This window comes from Microbacterium wangyouchuni, assembly GCF_054072595.1.
In genome coordinates this window covers 174,347-193,400 of the sequence record NZ_JBSVRM010000001.1, presented here as the reverse complement: position 1 = coordinate 193,400, position 19,054 = coordinate 174,347, and the positions used below count along the sequence as shown (strand labels likewise).

Here is a 19,054-nt window from a genome sequence, read left to right as displayed (position 1 = left end):
CACTGCTATTCCTCGCTTCCGAGCTGAAGCTTGACGCTGATCTCGTAGGCGTCGAGCTCGTCAAGGGCATATCGCAGCGCGCTCGTCGTGTGCCGCCCCGACCGCCCCAGCTCGTGAAGACGCACCCGCATCACTGCGAGGAGCGCGAGTTCGAAGGCCAGCTCCTCCGCCCTGTCGGGCTGCGCTGCGGGGTCGCGCGCGGTTACGAACCAGGAACCGGGAAGAGCGAAAACACCATCGGGGAACTCTGTCTCATCCGCACGGACGAGCGTGTGATTCTCCCGAGCTGTGCTGGCTGCCTTCCTCAGCTCCCGATTGATCTCGCGAATCTCGGCGCGGGGCGGGCCGCCGCCAGTGGGCCGAAGCAGACCGAGCATGCGAACGAGATACGGCAGAGTAAGGCCCTGCAGCAGAAGGCTGCCTGCCGCAACCACGAAGGCGATGAAGATGATCAGGTCACGCTTCGGCGTGTTCTCGGGCAGTGTCTGTGCGGCAGCAAGAGTCACCGCACCGCGCATTCCCGCCCACACGATGATCGTGTTGTGCTTCCAGGTCAGCGGGGACGATTCGAAATAGCTGACATCTGCGCGCAGCTTTCCGAGGTGCTTCGGATTGCGTGCTGCACGCGATCCGATGACTTTCTGCCAGCGGGAGGAGTGACCTTCTTCGTCGTCGTCCTGCGGGATGGTTGTGCTCGCATCTATGCGGCCCTGGACTGCACGTCTCACCCGTGCGGTATGCAGGCTCAGCACCGGGATGACGTAGAGCGTTCGCACCAGCATCAGAATGACAAAGGCCAGCGCCGCTATGCCGAGGCCGGGGAGCAGACTCTCGCCGGCCGCACGATTGTCCTCAACGATTCCGTACAGCTCCAACCCCATGATGAGGAAGATCGCACCCTCGAGCAAGAACTCGAGTGTGCGCCAGTTGAGTTTGTCCGATGTGCGCTGCTCCGGGGTCAGCCACCTCAACGCCCCCTGTCCGCAGACAACTCCGGCGATCACGGCCGCGACCAAACCGGACCCTCCGAGAGCTTCGGTGGGCAGATAGGCGAGGTAGGGGACAGTGAGCCCGATCGCGGTATTGGCGGTCGCGCTGGTGGTCCACGCGCGCAGTCTCAGCGCCAGCAACCCCACGAATGCCCCGACCACGAGCGCCGCGAAAACTGCCCAGATGAATGATCCGACTGCCGCCAACAGCGAGAAACTCGATGCCACCGCGACGATCGCGGTGCGCAGCAGGACGAGAGCGGTCGCGTCATTGAGAAGACTCTCGCCTTCGAGTACCGTGACGACTCTCCTCGGCACACCGAGTTTGCGAACGACTGACGTCGCAACAGCATCCGTTGGACTCAGGATTGCTCCCAGCGCAACGGCGAGCGGAAAGCCGATCTCCGGAATGATCAAGAAGAAGAAGAGCCCCAAGACGAGTGAGCTGATGATCACAAGCAGCACAGAGAGACCGCTGATGGTGCTCAGATCGCGACGAAACTCGATCGCCGGGGCCGAGACCGCCGCCGAGTAAAGCAGCGGAGGAAGCACCCCGACAAGGATCAGCTCCGGCGCCACAGAGATGGCAGAAACCCACGGCAGTTGGCCGACGGCGAGACCGATCGCCACCAAGATCAACGGTCCAGCGACACCGATCCGACTCGAGAGCACATGCGCCAGTACGATCACCAGCACGCCGGCAAGAATGACGACCAAAAGTTCTACAGACACCGTGCACTCTCCCCGCCATCGTACTGAGGCCGCAGATTCGTCATACCTGACCCACTATTCACGCGCGCATCGCGCTCTCCTGCGGACTCCATCGGTCAGCCCGCAAGGTCGGCTATTCCTGAGCCGATCAACTTGAAACCGAGGATCACGAAGAGCACCGTCATCACCACGGAATGGTTCGCCAGTAGCCACGACCGCGCACCGGTCAGGCGACGCTCTACCGACCCCGGCGCGACAACGCTGATCAACCACGGAACCGCAACCGCGCTGATCCCGATGAGACCGAAAAGGAGAATCACCGGGATGACTTCCTGAGCGGGAAGATGTGCCTGCGAGATTCTTCCGCTCGCCGCAATCAGCAGTGGCACGTCCTTCGGTGAGAGCGGACCGGAGAGCAGTACGCCAAGCAGGAAAGCCTTCCCGATGGTCAGCTGATCGAGCCCCATGAGCCATTTCGGCGGCTCGACTTCTGAACGTTTGCTCCACTGATGCACGGCCAGGGCGAGCAGGCCCACGCCGAGCAGGATCTCGAGAACATCCACGGTGATGTTAGCGCCGGAGTCTGCCTCATCTGAGCCAGATGCACGTCCGATGAGGACGAGCGCGCCGACCAACAGCACGGCAAGCGTGTAACAGCCCAGCACGAAAGCCGTGCCGTTTGTGCGACCTTTACCCGAGGTTGCCATGAGGATGACCGCAACGATTGCGAGGGGGCTGATCGCGACGCCGATGCCGAGCGTCAGGATGTCTCCGAGCAGAGAAAGCATCAGTGCCGCGCCTCCAGTCTCTGTCGTATCGATGTGGTCGCGGCTGCGACAGCGCTCCGGGAACTCAGCGCGCTCGAGGAGCGCCCGAAGAACCATCCACCGATAGCGGTGATGATGCCGATGACCACGATCAGCCACACGCCGCGCACGATGCCATCAGTGAGGTGCCCGTAGATCGCTTCGACTCCGGGCGACACGAAACCGAGTTCCGCTGCGACGAGGGGGACGCCGGCGGAACCGATCAGGAGTACCACCCCGAGCGCCCCACTTCCGATCGTCGCACCGACCCCTGCGCCAAGGACTGCCGTGCTCCGGCGGCGAGCAAGCCCGACCCCCAGGCCGAAGAGCCCGATCGTCACGAGCGGCAGCCACTGCCCTATCGCCTCAATCAGCGCATGGGTGGAACGAATGGCACGAAGCGTCTCGCCGTCGCCCAGCACGATCATGCGATCAGTCTCGGGGATGATCGCAGCGACGCCGACACCGCGATCGACGAGCATCTCTTTGAGCTCCGCGATGAGAGGTCCCGTGGCGATTCCCACACGGTCGTGTGACAGGACGATAATGCCGCCGCCGTCAGACGTGGATGCCAGAGTGAATGCTCGATGCGCGCCCCGCAGACTGGTCGCCCACACGTCAGAGAAGACGTCGGATGCCACCGCGGTCGCCAGAGTCGATTCCACGATCCCAGCCATACCTTCCGCCGCTGGTTGGCGAAGGATATCGAGGGCAGTTGCTGCGCTGGACGGCACGCCCAGATCGGCGATCGCATCGAAGACCTCGTCTGTCAGCGCGTGGAAGTCCACCTGTGCGCGCACTGCTGACATCGTCTCCTCCATGATGAGGTCCTGTACAGCGTCATCATCGATGAGCGGTGCGAGCGTCTCGACGAACGCATCCTCGCTGACCAGCTGCATCCGAGCCCATCCGCCGATAATCGATGCCGGAACAAGGACCGACGCCACCACGATGCACACAGCCGAGACCACGGCGCGCCAGCGGCCGCCCGCGATGGGACTCGACGAGCCTCTCTCACCCTTGAGTCTGGTGTTCTCGGCTTCCAGCTCTCGCACTCGGCGGGCGAGGGTCGCGCCGTCGTCGGGGTCGGTCATCGTCGCTCCTCGGGGTCCCGCGCGTGTCCGCTGACGTCAGGTACGTGCTGTCCGCTCGGCTCGACGTTGCGCAGGAAGAGGATGATCCAGCTGAAGATGAGCACGGACGATACAAGTTCGACGGCGGTGAGGTTGTAGACGCCCGTCACGAACAGCACCACCAGCCCGATGATGATGGCGACGTAGACGAAGCCCAGCAGGAGGAAGATCCGGGGCATGCTGGGAACGAGCCACGGAAGCGCGATCGTCAGTACCGCGAAGGCGACTGTCATCCCTGTTGCCACCGTGTTGTGCATGACGAGGAATCGGTTGACCGGGAACAGTCCGACGCAAGACAGCATTACGCCCAGGAGCACGAAGAGCGCCCAAACGATGCGGCGACGACGAAGCTCAGATGAGGTGGAAGACGGCAGGCCGGCTGTTGCGAAGCGAGCGATCGTGGTGATGATGACACCCGACACGATCAGCGTCAGGTTGAAAGTGAGCGACGAGATATCGTGTGTGATCCCGAGTGCGGAGAGGTTCAGCTGCCACCACCGCGGGTCGCTGGAACTCAACATCGCCGTGATCATTCCCACCGCAAGGAATACCGCGAGCACCAGCGACAGGTGCCGAGGGGACATGGCCGTCCCGCTGAGGTAGGCGCAGAAGGCGCTCAGCGCCGTCAACGCGGCGACGATTGCCGCGGCAGGATTAGCGTAGAGCGTAGCTCCCAGAAAACTCTGCTGCATAACAGTGGCGAGGCCGAGGGAGCCCAAGAGCGCGATCACGCCATGAGCGAGCGACAAAGCCACCAGATCGAACCATTGAAAACGCAGCCGCGTGGCCCGGTCAGATCGCGACCGCAATCGATAGCGCACCGCCAACCGCGACCCGGCGAAAGAGAGCACTGCCGCAATCGCAGCGCTGATCGCAGCGAATTCGCCCACTGATTGACGACCAGAAATCGGGAGTTCTCGTCCCCAGAAAACCGAAACAGCGATCAGCCCGCTCACGACGAAAGCACCAACCGCCAGAATGAGGGCGAAGGATTCGCTGTCCGAAAGCCTCCAATGCTGACGCCAGAAGGCAGGCAGGTGTTTCGCCGGAGTCGTCTGCGACCGGCTCACACTTTCGTCATTTTCCACAGTGCTCGCCATCAGGACTCCCCACGCTGGGAAAAGGGAACATCGGCCACAGGTGTGAGCATACCGCTCACCGGGACCCCGGACGGAACCACCCACATCTCTGTCCTCATCGGGGCATTACTGCCGTCCCCATGCCGAAATTTCATCACCCCTCAATTCATCAGAGCATCACCCGCGCTTCACCCTCTCGCGGGTGCGCGGCAAATGTGGGTAATGTCCGTTCTGAGAGGCCCCTTCGCGGGAATCGCTCATTTTCCACCGACAGAGTGAAGAAAGAGTACGCATGACGAACCAGCAGCCAGAGTCGGGCGCAACCGGCAAAGATCGCGCAGTGAACAGCACTAAGGCGATCATCGCCATTCTTCTGGGAATTGCCGCGCTTTCGTTTGTTTTCTCGAATGTCGGCCCCGCTACATTGCGCTTTCTCTTTCTTCAGTTCACCATGCCCGCCTGGGGATGGTTCCTCGCGGTTCTGCTCGCCGGCGTCGTCATCGGTTCGCTCTTCCCCTGGTTCCGACCACGACGGAAGTAGCACGTTTCCGCCCGGCGCCGGGCGGCCGTCTCCTTTTACCCCGTGAGACACGCCAGACAGTATTTATGGGATGGTGGACGCGAACCGGATCTTTTTCGTCGGCAGTCTCCCCCGAGCGCTGCCGACGGGCCGGTGATGACACCGCACTCTTGACGAGAAGAGGGCCACTCAGGTGAACCCCAACGACGCTATCGCCGCGAAGGTCGAGGTTGAGCGCGCGCTCAGCACCGGCAACCACGAACTCATCGCCCGCAGCATCCTGTTCCACTGCTGGCCGTTGTTCAACACCGATTGGGATCTCATGCGCGCCGCGGTGAGCGCCCTGCCTCGAGATGTCATTGAAGAACACCCCGTTCTTCTGATCACTGACCCGATGTCATACACGTCGTCGCGCATTGCCACGTGGTCGTTGCCGGCGATTCATCCCGATACAGCGCGTGCGCTGAGCCCCGACCAGCTCGATCTCCTGATCCTCGGGCATATGATCGCGCATCGTATGAAGGGCAATGAGTCCCAAGCACTGGATTACGCCCGACAGTTCGCCCATCGAATCATCGAGACCCGTGCTTGTTCGCGCGACCGAACCGATGGCCCGCTCTGGTTCTACCACCTGCAGATCGGATCTACTTTTCTGAGCGCGGGAGACACTGCCCGTGCGCTCCTGGAGCTCTCGAGTGCGACGCAACTGGCACGGCTGTCGATCCAGGATGACGCCGTCCGGTTGACGCTCAGCCGCACCGCGCTCGCGCACGCCGTCCGCGGTTCCCTGGACAATGCCGACAGCGCGCTGGCCGATGCCTTCATGCAGGCACCTCCGTCGCCGGCACATGTGAGATCCAGCACCGCCACCCTGGTCGCTGCAAGCGCGCTCATCAGCGCCGACCGAATGACAGCCGACCTCGACGAGAAGATATCTGCGCTCGAGCCCTACGACAGCATCGAAGTGACCTGGCCGTTTGCGCTCCTCGCACGAACGCGCGCTCTACTGGCACACGAGCACCCGCACGAAGCTCTCGAGGCTTTGCAGCTCGCAAGCCAAACGCATGCGGCACGCCCCGGGTCCTTCGCTTCCGATGTCATGACGTCTGCTGCCGTCGACGCGCTTACCGCAGCCGAGGAGTTCGGAGCCGCGCGTAAGATCTTGGCTCAAGCTGGTGCCCATCAGGGGCTGTTCACCCAGCTCACTGCGGTGAGATTGGCGCTGCATACGGATGACTTCGGCTCCGCCGCAAACGGGATTCGCATTCTGAGCAACGACCCGACGCTGGGCTTAGGGCAACGCGTGGAGTGCGCTCTGCTGGCAGCCTGGCTGCAGTGTGCTCGCGCCGGAGACCTCGATGAGTACACCGCGGCGAAAGTGGCTCGGTGGGGAGCCAACCCTGACCATCGCCGGCTCTTCGCATCGGTTCCCAGCGTATTGATCGAACGCGTCACCGCGCGCGTGCCTGCGCAGTCGTCCGAAAGCATGACAGCAAACATCTCTGACCTGCAGCATGTCCTGCTCCGATCGCGCCCGCAGCTGACCGGCCGTGAGAAACGTGTTCTCGAAGCGATCACGACACATGGAACAACGGCGGCGATCGCTCGAGCTCTCCATGTCTCACCGAACACGATCAAGTCGCAATTGCGCTCGCTCTACCGCAAGCTCGGCTGTTCCACCCGCCAGGAAGCGATCCGAATAGCCGCAGATCTCCTGCCGAGCATCGCGAATCCCGCGGTCCCCAGCTGAGCGCTGTGAATGCCCGGCCGGGGCGCTTGCCCGTCAGTCCACGAGCAGGGCGGGCTCTTCCAGGATGCTGGCGACATCGGCGATGAAACGGCTCATGCTGTCCCCATCGATGACGCGGTGATCGAAGGAGCCGGCGACAGTCGTGACGAACCGCGGCCGCACCTCACCGTCGACGACCCATGGCTTCTGGCTGATGGTGCCCATCGCCACGATCCCGGCCTCGCCCGGGTTGATGATCGGGGTTCCGGCATCCATCCCGAACACGCCGATGTTGGTGATCGTGATCGTGCCGCCCTGCTGATCGGCCGGCGGGGTCTTGCCATCGCGCGCGGTCAGCGTGAGTCGGTTGAGCGCGCGGGCGAGATCCTTCATGCTGAGATCCTGCGCGTCCTTGATGTTCGGCACCAGCAGCCCACGCGGCGTCGCCGCGGCGATGCCGAGATTGACGTAGTGGCGCACCGAGATCTCGGCGCCGTCCTCGGTCTCGACCCATGCGGCGTTGACCATCGGGTTGCGACGGACCGCCCAGATCACGGCGCGAGCGACGATCAGCAGCGGTGAGACCTTGATGTCGGCGTAGTCCGGCGAGGCCTTGAGCCGCTTGACGAGCTCCATGGTGCGGGTCGCATCGACCTCTTTCCACACCGTGACGTGCGGCGCGGTGTACGCGCTCTGCACCATCGCCGAAGCACTGACCTTGCGGACGCCTTTGACCGGAATCGACTCGGTCCGGCCCGCAGGGGCGATGCCGCGAGCCAGACCCACCGAGGCGTTCTGGGGTGCCGGAACGGTCTCTTCGCGCACGGTGCTCCACTCCGGAGTCTCGATATTGCGGAAGACACTGGCCTGCGAGGCGTGCTTCATGACGTCATCCCGGGTGACTTCGCCGTCGGCTCCGGTCGCCGTCACCGACGACAGATCGACGTCGAGGTCACGGGCGAGCTTGCGGATCGGCGGCTTGGCGATCACGCCGACGGACGAGCGCACCGGGCGCACGGCGGGGCGAGTGCGGCGCGAGGTCGCGCCCGCACCGGTGCCATATCCGACCAGAACCGAGCCGCCGGCCTCTTCAGCCGCAGGAGCGGCGGGGGCAGCGCCGGCAGGTGTCGCAGCATCCGAAACGAAGGTGATGATGGGAGATCCGACCTCGACGGTCTTGCCCTCCTCGACGAGCAGCTCCCCCACGGTGCCGGCATGCGGCGAAGGCAACTCGACCAGCGACTTCGCCGTTTCGATCTCGACGATCACGTCGTTGATCGCCACCGTGTCTCCGGGGGCCACCTTCCAGCTGACGATCTCGGCTTCGGTCAGGCCCTCGCCGACGTCTGGAAGGTTGAAGTTCTGGGTGCTCATGCTTGGTCCTCTCGTCCGCCGCGTTCACAACTCCTGAAAAATACGCGGGAATCGGGAAAAACGGCGTCACCGGTCGGCCGCAGGGCCGATTCTTCAGGAGTTGTGAACGACATCAGTAGGCCATCGACCTGTCGACGGCCTCGAGGATGCGGTCGGCATCGGGCAGGAAGGTACCCTCGAGTTTCGCTGGCGGGAACGGCGCGTCGTACCCGGACACCCGCAGCACGGGTGCCTCCAGAGCGTAGAACGCGCGCTCCATCACGGTCGCTGCGATCTCACTGCCGACGCTGGTGAAGCCCGGGGCTTCCTGGGCGTAGATCATGCGCCCGGTCTTGCGAGCAGAGTCGAGGATCGGGCCGTAGTCGACGGGCGACAGCGAACGCACATCGACTACCTCACAGCTGGTTCCCTCGCCTTCGGCGAGCGCAGCCGCCTGCAACAGCGTCGTGACCATCGCACCGTGGCCGACCAGGGTCACGTCGCTGCCCGAGCGCACCACGCGCGAGGCGTGCAGCCCCGCCGCTGACTGTGCAACATCGACCTCGCCCTTGTGCCAGTAGCGGCTCTTCGGTTCGAGGAAGACGACCGGGTCATTCGAGTGGATGGCTTCCTGGATCATCCAGTACGCATCGTTCGGCGTCGAGGGCGAGACCACCCGCAGCCCCGGAGTGTGCGAGAAGTAGGCCTCGGGGCTCTCCTGGTGGTGCTCGACCGCGCCGATGTGCCCCCCGTAGGGAATGCGGATCACGATCGGCATCGACAGGGCGCCCTCGTGCCGATTGGTCATCTTCGCGAGCTGCGACGTGATCTGGTCGAATGCGGGGAATACGAACCCGTCGAACTGGATCTCGCACACCGGACGGAAGCCGCCCATCGCCAGTCCGATCGCCGTGCCGACGATGGCTGACTCCGCAAGCGGGGTGTCCAGCACGCGCCTGTCGCCGAAGTCGCGCTGCAGGTGCTCGGTGATACGGAAGACCCCGCCGAGCTTTCCGATGTCCTCGCCCATGAGCAGGACCTTCGGGTCGTCTTCCATCGCCTTGCGAAGGCCTGCGTTGAGTGCCTTGCTGAACGGCATCGTCTCAAGCGTCATGCCTGACCTCCTTCGGTGCCGAACGACGCTTCGTAGTTTTCACGCCACGCTTGCTGCTCATCCATCAGCGGGTGCGGCTCACTGTAGACGTGGTCGAAGATCAGATTCGCCGGGGGCGTGCCGAGCTCCAGGGTGCGAACGCGCAGATCGTCGGCGGCAGCGGATGCCTCGGCATCCACCTCTTCGAAGAACGAAGCGGCCGCGCCCTTGCCCTCGAGGAAGGCACGCATGCGCGTGATCGGGTCCCGCTTAGCCCAGGCTTGCTCCTCGGAGCTTTCGCGGTATTTCGTCGGGTCATCGCTGGTCGTGTGCGCGCCGAGACGGTATGTCTCGGCTTCGATCGCGCGGGGGCCCTTGCCTGCGCGTGCTTCGTCCAGCGCGACCCGAGAGACCGCGAAGCTGGCGAGAACATCGTTGCCATCGACGTGGATGCTTTCGATGCCGTAGCCGGAGCTGCGCTGCGTGAACGGCACCCGTGTCTGCGTCGCGACGGGCACGGAGATCGCCCACTGGTTGTTCTGCAGGAAGAAGACGGTCGGCGCCTGGTAGCTGGCGGCGAACACCATCGCCTCGTGCACGTCACCCTGGCTGGAGGCGCCGTCGCCGTAGTAGACGATGACGGCTTCGTCACGGTCGACGTCTCCGGTGCCGGTCTTTCCGTCGAAGGTGAGGCCCATGGCGTAGCCGGTGGCGTGCAGTGTCTGCGAGCCGAGCACGAGCGTGTACAGCCGGGTGTTCCCGTTTACCGGATCCATCGGGTTCCAGCCGCCGTGCGAGACGCCGCGCATCAGTTTGATGATGCCGAGGGTGTCGACGCCGCGGATGCGGGTGACCGCGTGCTCACGGTAGGAGGGGAACAGGGTGTCCTGGGTGCGCGCGGCGCGAGCGGAGCCGACCTGGGCGGCTTCCTGACCGCGGCTCGGCGGCCACAGCGCCAGCTGTCCCTGCCGCTGCAGGTTGGTCGCCTGGTCATCGATCGCGCGGATGACGACCATGTCTCGATAGAACTGCTCGAGGTCCGAGTCGCTGATCGCCTCGATCAACGGCAGGTACTTCTCGGCGGCAGGGCTGGGCGAAAAACGGCCGTCCGCCTCCAGGACGCGGACGATATCGGTCTCTGAGGAGGTCACCGTTCTACGCTAGCCGAGCAGATGCACGGATCACTGTCGGCGCTCCACAACGGATTGCGCAGCCTGTAGGACCTTCTCCACGGATTCATGCTCTCCGACGGATATACGGATGCCGTCGCCCGAGAACGGCCGCACCACGATGTCGGCGTCGAGGAAGACCGCGGCGACCTCGTCCGTGCGCTCTCCCGTGGGCAGCCAGACGAAGTTCGCCTGACTGTCGGGCACATCCCAGCCCTGTGCGCGCAGCGCCGCGATCACCGTTGTGCGGCGCTCGACGAGCACGGCGACGCGCTGGAGGAGTTCTGCTTCCGCGTCGAGGCTGGCCAGCGCCGCGGTTTCGGCGGCCGCAGTCACCGAGAGCGGAATGCCGGTCGCGCGCGCCGCATTGAGCACCGCGGTGTGGCCGATCGCGTAGCCGACGCGCAGGCCAGCCAGGCCGTATGCCTTGGAGAAGGTGCGCAGCACGACGACGTTCGGATGCTGCTCGTAGACGCGCTCGGCGAGGCCATCGACAGCGTCTTCCGCGGTGACGAACTCGGCATATGCCTCATCGAGAATGATCAGCACATCGGCGGGGACCCGGGCGACGAAGGCCTCGAACTCCGCGCTCGTGACGATCGGACCGGTGGGGTTGTTCGGGGTGCACACGAGAATCGCGCGGGTGCGTTCGGTGACCGCATCCGCCATGGCGTCCAGATCGTGGCGGGAGTCCTCGGTCAGCGGGACCGGGATGCCGGTCGCACCGGCGACCAGCGGCAGGCCGGGGTAGGCCTCGAAGGAGCGCCAGGCATAGATAACCTCATCGTCCACGGATGCCACGGCCTGCACGAGCTGGTAGAGGATCGCGACGCTGCCGCTGGCGACGTGCACCTGATCGCTGCCGACGCCGTAGCGGCTGGCCAGACGTTCGCGCAGGCGGGTCGCTGCGGCATCCGGATAGCGGTTGATCGGAGTGGCGCTCTGCAGTGCCGCCACGACCGATGGCAGCGGGTCGAAGGGGTTCTCATTGCTGGACAGTTTGAACGCATCGGGACCCGCCTGACGGCCCTGCTTATACGGCGCCAGTGCCGCGATTTCAGGACGGATGCGGGGAAGAATCGGCTCAGTCACGCTCTGAGTCTACGAGCGTTGGCCCGCAAATCTCCGCGCGCACAGTCGATCACCATGCGAGACTGATTCCACCATGCGCTTCATCATTCGAGTCGTCATCAACGCCTTCGCCCTCTGGGTGGTGACTCTGATCCCCGCCCTGCAGGTGTCGATCAGAGCGTTCGCCCCTGGTGAGACACTGCAGCTCGTGCTCACGCTGCTGGCAGTGGCGGCGATCTTCGCCCTGGTGAACACGATCATCGGCACGGTCATCAAGATCGTCGCGTTCCCGCTCTATCTGCTCACGTTCGGGCTGATCTCCTTCATCGTCAACGGGTTCCTGCTGTGGCTGACCGCGGCCATCACCTCGGGCTTCGGGTGGGGCCTCACGGTCGGGGACTTCTGGTGGGGCGTACTGGCTGCGATCATCATCTCGGTCATCAACGCCGTCTTCGGAGCAATCCTGCGTCCGCAGAAGAAGAAGCGCCGCTGAGCTGACGCCGGCTATCGGCTGGTCACGTACTCCGTTGATTCAATCGACACGGCCTGGTTGAGTTCGCGCCAGTTCTCCCTGATCGCGTCGAGTCGCACGTCTCCCGAGGCATCCACCATCTCTGCCGTCTCGATGTACGTGTCGAGGTAGTGCGTCTTCATCAGCAGGTCATGCGGGTGATAGGCCGGGTCGCCGATGCGGCTCGCGACGAAGCTGTCCGGGGAACCTGTCCCTCCCGGCCCGCCCCCGCCAGCCAGCGCACTGACGAGGTCATCGGTATGGCGCAGCTCGATCAGCAGCTGATTCTCCTCAAGCGCCGGATGCACCGGACTGCCCGCTGTCACCTGAACCCGCACATCGAATTCGCTCTGCGTCGCCAGATAGGCGGCGTTGATCGCACCCTGCGAGTGGGCGTACACGTCGACACGGTCGCCTGCCTTCGCACCGGCCGCGGCGAGCACGTCGAGACTCGCCTGGTGCGACGCGGACTCGTTACCGAAGTACAGCTCAACGTTCGATTTCATGTCGAGCGGATTGCCGCCCATCAGGGCCGATGTGCCCTCTGCGTACAGCACGAACCGCTCTTCGCCGTCGACCATCGTGTACTTCTCGACCTTGAACTGCGCCTCTTTCGTCTCGGGAAAGCGGCGGAATGCTTCCGCCAGACTCGTCGGTGGCGCGATCGGAGAGCTGGTGTTGACCGGTGTCACCGTTACCGGCGCAGCATCGCCTGAAAGCGTCGCGCCCGGTCGAAGCACACCCATCCGGCTCGAGCCGATACGCGAGGCGAGCAGGAAAAGCAGAGAGGCGTCGAGAAACGGAAGACCGGTCTGCTGTTCGAGTAGCCCCTCATACCGCCCCTCGTCCCATCCCTTGAGAAGCCAGGCCTCCATGTCGGGGACTCGCGGATCGGATCTTTCGAGTTCGGCAATGCGCGCCATGATCGCCTCGGCTTCTGCACCCTCTCGAATCTCGAGGGCTGCCAGCTCCGCCTTCAACTCGACCAGTTCGTAGACGTCAGCCATCAGCAGCGTGTTCTCGGCCGCCATCTGACACTGCTGACTCATGGCCTCGGCACGGTCAGCACTGGCCCAGAGGGCATCCATGTTTACTCGCGGCCTGACACCCGGCATGTTCAGCACATGTCCGTAAGCGGTGCGCGCCGCGGAGCTCGCCTCGATGAGAGTGGGGACAATGGCGAGCAGTCTGCGCGACACCGACCGCAGCGCCTCCGGATCAACCGCGATGGCGCCGCCGTGCGTGATGGTGACCGAGCCGCTCATGGTGTCGGCCTCGACTGGATCTCCCAGAGGCGGATGCCCAAGTCCCCCGCTTCCGCGGCCGTGCCCGCCTTCAGCTGCACGATCAGCTCATGCAGGCGGCGCACACCGTCGGCCTGCCACTCGCTCTCGTACAGGAGCGGGATCAGCGACGCTCCGACGTCTTCGAGCGCACTGATCGCCTTCTGTACTGCTCTGATTGCCGAGATCCACTCCAAGAGTGTCCCCGTGGCGGGTGCTACCGCCATGTCGTAGGTGAACATGTGCCAACCCTGCCTGGTTCAACCCGCGGCGCGGAGGGCAGAACCCAGCAACTGTGCACAGCCCGCTGCAACGCCGGATTGTGTGAAATAGGACGTCATCGCTGTGCAGGGGGTGCCACGACCGGCAGAATGGATCCCGTGACATCGCCGGACCGCTTCCGCGTCATCTTCGTGTGTACGGGCAATATTTGCCGATCGCCCATGGCGGAGGTGGTGTTTCGCGACCTCGCTGAACACCAGGGGCTGGGCTCGCGAATCGTGTCGAGCAGTGCTGGCACCGGCGAGTGGCATGTCGGCGAGCGCGCCGATCATCGCACGATCGAGACGCTTCAGCGCCGCGGATACGACGGCTCGCAGCATCGCGCGAAGCAGTTCACCGCAGCATCCTTCGCCGACAACGACCTCGTCGTCGCACTCGACCGCACGCACGAGCGCATTCTTCGCGAGTGGGCGCGCGACGAGGACCAGGTCGGCAAAGTCATTCTGCTGCTCTCCTTCGACCGCGACGCCGACGGCATGGACGTGCCCGATCCGTACTACGCCGACACGGCGATGTTCGATGCGGTGCTGGCTATGATTGAGACCGCGACCCGCGGCTTGTTTCGTCAGCTCGAACCCGCCCTGCGTCCCAGCCGCACGACGCCCCGCACCACGCCCCAGAACTGAGTGGGGCCCGATCAGGAGGATTGCCCTGACTTCCCCGAATGCTCTCCCTGTCCAGCCACTGAGCCCCCTCGACGGACGCTACCGTCCGGCTGTCGCTGCCCTCGGCGACTACCTCTCCGAGGCGGGATTGAACCGTGCGCGGGTCGAGGTGGAAGTCGAGTGGCTGATCGCCCTCACTGATCGTTCGCTGTTCGAGACGTCTCCGCTGTCGGATGCTGACAAGGACCGCCTGCGCGGCTTGTACCGCGACTTCGGCCAGGCTGAGATCGACTGGCTCGCCGAGAAGGAAGCCGTCACCCGCCACGACGTGAAGGCCATCGAGTACCTCGTGCGCGACCGGCTGTCGACGCTCGAGCTGGACTCGATCGCCGAGCTCACCCACTTCGCCTGCACCAGCGAGGACATCAACTCCGTCTCGTACGCACTGACCGTCAAGCGCGCGGTCGAGAACGTCTGGCTGCCGGCTTTGGATGGCGTGATCGCGAAGCTGCGCGAACTGGCGATTGAACACGCGGATGCCGCGATGCTCTCCCGCACGCACGGGCAGCCCGCAACGCCCTCAACCATGGGCAAGGAGCTCGCTGTCTTCGCGTGGCGTCTGGAGCGCGTGCGCGCTCAGATCGCGGCATCCGATTACCTGGCGAAGTTCTCCGGGGCGACCGGAACCTGGTCTGCACACCTCGCCGCCGATCCTTCCGTCGACTGGCCGCAGGTTGCGCGTTCCTACGTCGAGGGACTCGGCCTCGGATTCAACATCCTCACCACCCAGATCGAGTCGCACGACTGGCAGGTCGAGCTCTATGACCGGATGCGTCATGCCGGCGGCATCCTGCACAACCTCGCCACCGACATCTGGACCTACATCTCGATCGGCTATTTCACGCAGATTCCGGTTGCCGGCGCGACCGGCTCGTCGACGATGCCGCACAAGATCAATCCGATCCGCTTCGAGAACGCCGAGGCGAACCTCGAGCTTTCGGCGGCCCTGCTCGGCTCGCTTTCGCAGACTCTGGTGACCTCGCGCATGCAGCGGGACCTCACCGATTCCACGACCCAGCGCAATATCGGCGTCGCTTTCGGGCACTCGCTGCTGGCGCTGGACAACCTGCGCCGCGGCCTGAACGAGATCTCCCTGGCGCGCGAGGTACTGCTGGCCGACCTCGACGTGAACTGGGAAGTTCTCGCTGAAGCGATCCAGACCGTCATCCGTGCCGAGGTCGTCGCCGGACGCTCAAGCATCCAGGACCCATATGCACTGCTGAAGGAGCTCACCCGCGGTCACCGTGTGGGGGCGGCGGAGCTGGCATCCTTCGTCGAGGGTCTCGAGATCGGCGATGCTGCCAAGCAGCGTCTGCTCGCGCTGACTCCCGCGGGATACACCGGCATCGCGGAGCGCCTCGCCAAGTAGTTCGCGCGCTGCCCGCGGGTGGGCTTGTGCTGCCCGCGGGCGGGCTTGTGCTGCCCGCGGGTGGGCCCGTGTTGCCCGCGGGCGGGCCGTGTTACAGAAGATGCGGGTCGCGATCTGCCAAGGTCACCGCTTGTGTGACACGGAACGGCCGCGCGTCATACAAAGGGCGGGTGCAACCGCGCCGAACCCGCCACTTGTGTGACGCGGGCGCGAGACGCGGGCAGCCCCCGGAGCTAGGACTTCGTGGAGTCAGTTCCGGTCGAGTCGGTGCTCGGCTGGTCGTCAGGCTCTTCGTCGTAGAGGACGGGCCGGTCGAGCGTCTTTCCTTCGTACTCACGCGGGTCCACGGCAAGAATCAGCATCGACATGACCAGCAGGGTGACGATGAACGCGCCACCACCGACGACCAGGCCCAGAACGACCGGGGTCAGCCCGTCGTAGTTGCCACTGGCGATCAACGTGTTCACCCGATCAGTGAAGGCACCGGCCGACACCAGCGTGACCACGGCTGCGAAGACACCGCACACGAGGGCGATTCCGAGCAGGTGCAGCGGGCGCAGCAGCTCTCGGCGGTTGGGCTTGTTCTCGCTCACGCGGCTCCTCCACTCTCGATCCGCTCGCCTGCGGCGGCAGCGGAATCGGCATCCTTCGTCGTCTCGCCCCGGGGCGTCTCTTCCGCACGGAGTGGCGAGAATCCGGCGATCGCGAGGAAGACCGCGACGATCGCGGTGTACCCGCCGAGCATGCCCACAGCGAGAATGATCCCCGTCAACGTCAGCTCACCGGCGCCCTCGACGCTGTACTGCAGCGAATAACCCACCGGAATGACGAGCAGGATGATCGCGAGCAGAAGCCCGAGCGCGCCGACCGTGATGGCATCTTTCGCCGTCGCATCCGTGCGACGCGCGCGAAGGCCCGCGATAAGTTCGACCAGACCGGATGCCGCGGCCCACACAATCACGACGATGAAGAAGGCCGCATCCACCCGCAGGGCCGGCACGCTGCTGACGGCCGCGGCGGCCAGGTTGATCACGGCTAGCAGGATCAGCGACCCACGCGCCCCGGCGGGCACGGCCAGCCAGGCGCCGAGAACGAGAACGATTCCGCTCGCTGCGACGAAGCCGCCAAAGACGGAGAAGCCGACCACAGCGGAGTGGTCGGAGGAGAACGTGATCATGAGGGCAGATACGGCGGCGAAAAATGCGCGCAACAACTGAACGTGACGCACGGTGAATGTGCGAACTGGGGCAGACATGACGATTCCTCGGTTCTCCGGGATGATATGTCCAGTCTACGCGCGCGAAAGAGTACGCACTCCAACCGGGCTGCCGGACGCGAGCGGCAGCATGCGGGTTCGGCGCTGCCCCCAGAGCAGCGCCGAACCACGCACCATATGCAGGGGGGTTCTGCCGATGACCTCGCCCCTGACACCGGGCCCCGATGTCTGCGCTTGGTCTTAGGCTCAAAGATACCGATTGCTCGTTCACACACCTGGGGTCGTCTGTGAAGTTCGAAGAAGAAGTTGTTACCGGCGTTCACCGGCCGGAGTTCGCCACGCTTTTCCGTGCGGCCATCGTGGAGCGCGGGGTCACGATGACCTGGCTTCGCGAGCGTCTGGCAGACGGGGGGAATCCGATCGCGGCGGCCACGCTCAGCTATTGGCGCTCGGGCGCACGTCGGCCAGAAGGGTCACGGTCGATCGCAGCAGTCGAAGAGATCGAGTCGCTGCTCGCGCTGGAACGCGGCGCCCTGGTGTCGTTGATCGGACCCACGCACCGGGTCGGGCCCATAGGACGCGTGCAGTACCCGCTGGCGCACGATCGCCTGGAACAGCTCACGGCTGAAACGTTCACCGGACTGGGGGCAGCTGTGCTCGACCCCGCACGCGACGTTTCCACCACTGCTGTCACCGAGGTCGGAGCAGACGGCTTCGTGATATCCCGCACCACCCGCACGCTGCTGCAGTCAACCTCCGGAACCATCACCGACGTGCCCTATATCGATATGACCCCGGGGGCCCCCACTCCCGCGCCGCTGTTCAGCATGCTCGGGGGCGGACGCATCTCGCGCCGCTACTCGCACCCGAGCGGTGAGGTACACGGAGCAATGATGGAACTCGAGCGTCCGCTGGGGCCGGCGCAGACCGCGATGATCGAATGGAAGCTGGAGTACCCGCCCGGCTACCCAGGCACCAGCGAGACCGGTCACGGCGTGGCCAGGCGGTGCCGCGACCTGATGCTGTGGACAAAATTCCATCCTGACGCGCTACCGACGTGGCTGGAAGAGGTCCAGGAGACGCCAGACGATACGACCGTGACGCCACTCTGCCTCGATGGGGCAACGGCGATCCATCAAGTACGCCAGGGGTGGGGCCCCGGGATGCTCATCCTGCGCTGGGGGTACGACGCGCGGGAGTGAGATCTGCAGGTCTGGGGAAAGCGGCGGCTACTCTCCCGTTGCGATCGGGCGCCCCGGCGTGTTCGACCACTGACTCCAGGAGCCGTGGAAGAGCTTCGCGTCTATCCCGGCCTCAGCGAGCACCAGCGCTGTGTGAGCGGCCGTGATGCCCGAACCGCAGTACGCGGCCACGGGCGTGCCATCGAGCACACCGACAGCGGCGAAGTTCCGGCGCAGCTCATCGAGGTCACGCAGCGTTCCATCCTCAGCGAGGTGCGTCGTGGTGGGGAGATTCACCGCACCCGGGATGTGTCCGGCGATGGGGTCCATCGGTTCGACCTCGCCCCGGTAGCGCTCCGGCGTACGCACATCGAGCAGCACGCCGGATGCCGGGAACTGTGCCGCCTCATCGATCGTGAGGCTGCGCCCTGCGACATCCTGTAACGTCACCGAACCGCGGGTGTACTCGGCAGATCCTGTCTCGACATCACCACCGGCCGCCAACCAGGCGGCCCAGCCACCATCGAGCACTCGCACATCGACGCCGCCCTGACGCAGCAGCCACCAGGCGCGAGCCGCCGGCAAACCGCCCGCATCGTCATAGGCGACGACGACGTCGCCGGCGTTGATGCCCCAGCTCCGCGCAGCATCCTGAACCTGCTCGGTCGACGGCAGCGGGTGTCGTCCCTCGTCGGGCCGGCCCGGCCGGGACAACTCAGATTCCAGGTCGACGTACACCGCACCGGGGATGTGTCCCTCGAGATAATCCGCTCTACGATCCGGCTGACCCATACTCCAGCGCACGTCGAGAATGCGCACGTCGGAACTCATCAGCTCGGCCAACTCAGCCATGCTCACCATCTGTGACATACCCCCAGGTTACGGCGCTCCCGG

Annotated in this window: 19 protein-coding genes; 6 read left to right on the top strand and 13 right to left on the bottom strand. The window is 64.8% G+C overall.

Annotated elements, in window-relative coordinates; all coding sequences use genetic code 11:
• Positions 1 to 5: 5 nt before the first annotated feature.
• From ACW5CM_RS00970 to ACW5CM_RS00955, 4 genes are all read right to left on the bottom strand, one after another.
• Positions 6 to 1,721 (bottom strand): cation:proton antiporter, encoded by a 1,716-nt coding sequence (locus tag ACW5CM_RS00970; RefSeq protein ID WP_457123846.1) that lies wholly within the window; start codon positions 1,719 to 1,721, stop codon positions 6 to 8.
• A gap of 95 nt (positions 1,722 to 1,816) precedes the next feature.
• The gene (locus ACW5CM_RS00965; protein ID WP_457123845.1) at positions 1,817 to 2,488 is read right to left on the bottom strand and encodes a GAP family protein; all 672 of its coding nucleotides are present in this window, start codon (positions 2,486 to 2,488) and stop codon (positions 1,817 to 1,819) included.
• On the bottom strand, positions 2,488 to 3,600 hold the full coding sequence (locus ACW5CM_RS00960) for a hypothetical protein (RefSeq protein WP_457123844.1): 1,113 nt from the start codon (positions 3,598 to 3,600) through the stop codon (positions 2,488 to 2,490). Before ACW5CM_RS00960 ends, ACW5CM_RS00965 begins: the two co-directional genes overlap by 1 nt.
• Complete coding sequence (locus tag ACW5CM_RS00955) at positions 3,597 to 4,709, bottom strand: DUF998 domain-containing protein (protein ID WP_457123843.1); 1,113 nt, start codon at positions 4,707 to 4,709, stop codon at positions 3,597 to 3,599. Before ACW5CM_RS00955 ends, ACW5CM_RS00960 begins: the two co-directional genes overlap by 4 nt.
• Positions 4,710 to 5,010: 301 nt before the next feature.
• Here ACW5CM_RS00955 and ACW5CM_RS00950 point away from each other — a divergent pair, with 301 nt between their 5' ends.
• On the top strand, positions 5,011 to 5,259 hold the full coding sequence (locus tag ACW5CM_RS00950; RefSeq protein ID WP_438253786.1) for a LapA family protein: 249 nt from the start codon (positions 5,011 to 5,013) through the stop codon (positions 5,257 to 5,259).
• A gap of 172 nt (positions 5,260 to 5,431) precedes the next feature.
• A complete protein-coding gene (locus tag ACW5CM_RS00945) occupies positions 5,432 to 6,988 on the top strand; it encodes a helix-turn-helix transcriptional regulator (RefSeq protein ID WP_457123842.1) in 1,557 nt (518 codons plus the stop codon).
• Between the two features lie 33 nt (positions 6,989 to 7,021).
• Here ACW5CM_RS00945 and ACW5CM_RS00940 read toward each other — a convergent pair whose 3' ends face one another.
• The 4 genes from ACW5CM_RS00940 to ACW5CM_RS00925 form a co-directional block, all read right to left on the bottom strand.
• Entirely contained in the window at positions 7,022 to 8,341 is a 1,320-nt protein-coding gene (locus ACW5CM_RS00940) for a dihydrolipoamide acetyltransferase family protein (protein ID WP_438253784.1), read from the bottom strand.
• A gap of 112 nt (positions 8,342 to 8,453) precedes the next feature.
• Complete coding sequence (locus ACW5CM_RS00935; protein WP_438253783.1) at positions 8,454 to 9,434, bottom strand: alpha-ketoacid dehydrogenase subunit beta; 981 nt, start codon at positions 9,432 to 9,434, stop codon at positions 8,454 to 8,456.
• Positions 9,431 to 10,564 carry a thiamine pyrophosphate-dependent enzyme gene (locus ACW5CM_RS00930; RefSeq protein ID WP_457123841.1) on the bottom strand — a complete coding sequence of 378 codons (1,134 nt, stop codon included), beginning with the start codon at positions 10,562 to 10,564 and terminating at the stop codon, positions 9,431 to 9,433. The genes ACW5CM_RS00935 and ACW5CM_RS00930 overlap by 4 nt, the downstream gene beginning before the upstream one ends.
• Positions 10,565 to 10,594: 30 nt before the next feature.
• Complete coding sequence (locus ACW5CM_RS00925) at positions 10,595 to 11,674, bottom strand: histidinol-phosphate transaminase (RefSeq protein ID WP_457123840.1); 1,080 nt, start codon at positions 11,672 to 11,674, stop codon at positions 10,595 to 10,597.
• Positions 11,675 to 11,747: 73 nt separating this feature from the next.
• Here ACW5CM_RS00925 and ACW5CM_RS00920 point away from each other — a divergent pair, with 73 nt between their 5' ends.
• Positions 11,748 to 12,146 carry a phage holin family protein gene (locus ACW5CM_RS00920; protein ID WP_438253780.1) on the top strand — a complete coding sequence of 133 codons (399 nt, stop codon included), beginning with the start codon at positions 11,748 to 11,750 and terminating at the stop codon, positions 12,144 to 12,146.
• 11 nt (positions 12,147 to 12,157) lie between these two features.
• Here the strand turns inward: ACW5CM_RS00920 and ACW5CM_RS00915 are convergent, their stop codons facing one another.
• A complete protein-coding gene (locus ACW5CM_RS00915) occupies positions 12,158 to 13,429 on the bottom strand; it encodes a hypothetical protein (protein WP_438253779.1) in 1,272 nt (423 codons plus the stop codon).
• Entirely contained in the window at positions 13,426 to 13,689 is a 264-nt protein-coding gene (locus ACW5CM_RS00910) for a hypothetical protein (RefSeq protein WP_457123839.1), read from the bottom strand. Before ACW5CM_RS00910 ends, ACW5CM_RS00915 begins: the two co-directional genes overlap by 4 nt.
• Before the next feature lie 129 nt (positions 13,690 to 13,818).
• Between ACW5CM_RS00910 and ACW5CM_RS00905 the strand changes: the two genes are divergently transcribed.
• On the top strand, positions 13,819 to 14,355 hold the full coding sequence (locus ACW5CM_RS00905; RefSeq protein ID WP_457123838.1) for a low molecular weight protein-tyrosine-phosphatase: 537 nt from the start codon (positions 13,819 to 13,821) through the stop codon (positions 14,353 to 14,355).
• A gap of 25 nt (positions 14,356 to 14,380) precedes the next feature.
• Positions 14,381 to 15,763, top strand: coding sequence for an adenylosuccinate lyase (purB, locus tag ACW5CM_RS00900; RefSeq protein ID WP_438254272.1), 1,383 nt, complete (start codon positions 14,381 to 14,383; stop codon positions 15,761 to 15,763).
• Between the two features lie 233 nt (positions 15,764 to 15,996).
• Here purB and ACW5CM_RS00895 read toward each other — a convergent pair whose 3' ends face one another.
• Together ACW5CM_RS00895 and ACW5CM_RS00890 are read right to left on the bottom strand one after the other, a co-directional pair.
• Entirely contained in the window at positions 15,997 to 16,356 is a 360-nt protein-coding gene (locus ACW5CM_RS00895; protein WP_438253776.1) for a hypothetical protein, read from the bottom strand.
• The gene (locus tag ACW5CM_RS00890; RefSeq protein WP_438253775.1) at positions 16,353 to 17,018 is read right to left on the bottom strand and encodes an acyl-CoA synthetase; all 666 of its coding nucleotides are present in this window, start codon (positions 17,016 to 17,018) and stop codon (positions 16,353 to 16,355) included. Before ACW5CM_RS00890 ends, ACW5CM_RS00895 begins: the two co-directional genes overlap by 4 nt.
• Before the next feature lie 248 nt (positions 17,019 to 17,266).
• Here ACW5CM_RS00890 and ACW5CM_RS00885 point away from each other — a divergent pair, with 248 nt between their 5' ends.
• A complete protein-coding gene (locus tag ACW5CM_RS00885) occupies positions 17,267 to 18,181 on the top strand; it encodes a hypothetical protein (RefSeq protein WP_457123837.1) in 915 nt (304 codons plus the stop codon).
• Positions 18,182 to 18,208: 27 nt separating this feature from the next.
• Here the strand turns inward: ACW5CM_RS00885 and ACW5CM_RS00880 are convergent, their stop codons facing one another.
• Positions 18,209 to 19,030: a sulfurtransferase gene (locus tag ACW5CM_RS00880; RefSeq protein WP_457123836.1), complete on the bottom strand. Its 822-nt coding sequence runs from the start codon at positions 19,028 to 19,030 to the stop codon at positions 18,209 to 18,211.
• Positions 19,031 to 19,054 lie beyond the last annotated feature (24 nt).

Bases quoted from the DNA above. Each gene is read 5' to 3' on its own strand.
- ACW5CM_RS00920 (WP_438253780.1), top strand. From the start codon at position 11,748: ATGCGCTTCATCATTCGAGTCGTCATCAACGCCTTCGCCCTCTGGGTG.
- ACW5CM_RS00960 (WP_457123844.1), bottom strand. From the start codon at position 3,600: ATGACCGACCCCGACGACGGCGCGACCCTCGCCCGCCGAGTGCGAGAG.
- ACW5CM_RS00950 (WP_438253786.1), top strand. From the start codon at position 5,011: ATGACGAACCAGCAGCCAGAGTCGGGCGCAACCGGCAAAGATCGCGCA.
- ACW5CM_RS00965 (WP_457123845.1), bottom strand. From the start codon at position 2,488: ATGCTTTCTCTGCTCGGAGACATCCTGACGCTCGGCATCGGCGTCGCG.
- ACW5CM_RS00910 (WP_457123839.1), bottom strand. From the start codon at position 13,689: ATGTTCACCTACGACATGGCGGTAGCACCCGCCACGGGGACACTCTTG.
- ACW5CM_RS00915 (WP_438253779.1), bottom strand. From the start codon at position 13,429: ATGAGCGGCTCGGTCACCATCACGCACGGCGGCGCCATCGCGGTTGAT.
- ACW5CM_RS00935 (WP_438253783.1), bottom strand. From the start codon at position 9,434: ATGACGCTTGAGACGATGCCGTTCAGCAAGGCACTCAACGCAGGCCTT.
- ACW5CM_RS00905 (WP_457123838.1), top strand. From the start codon at position 13,819: ATGGATCCCGTGACATCGCCGGACCGCTTCCGCGTCATCTTCGTGTGT.
- ACW5CM_RS00890 (WP_438253775.1), bottom strand. From the start codon at position 17,018: ATGTCTGCCCCAGTTCGCACATTCACCGTGCGTCACGTTCAGTTGTTG.
- ACW5CM_RS00940 (WP_438253784.1), bottom strand. From the start codon at position 8,341: ATGAGCACCCAGAACTTCAACCTTCCAGACGTCGGCGAGGGCCTGACC.
- ACW5CM_RS00880 (WP_457123836.1), bottom strand. From the start codon at position 19,030: ATGTCACAGATGGTGAGCATGGCTGAGTTGGCCGAGCTGATGAGTTCC.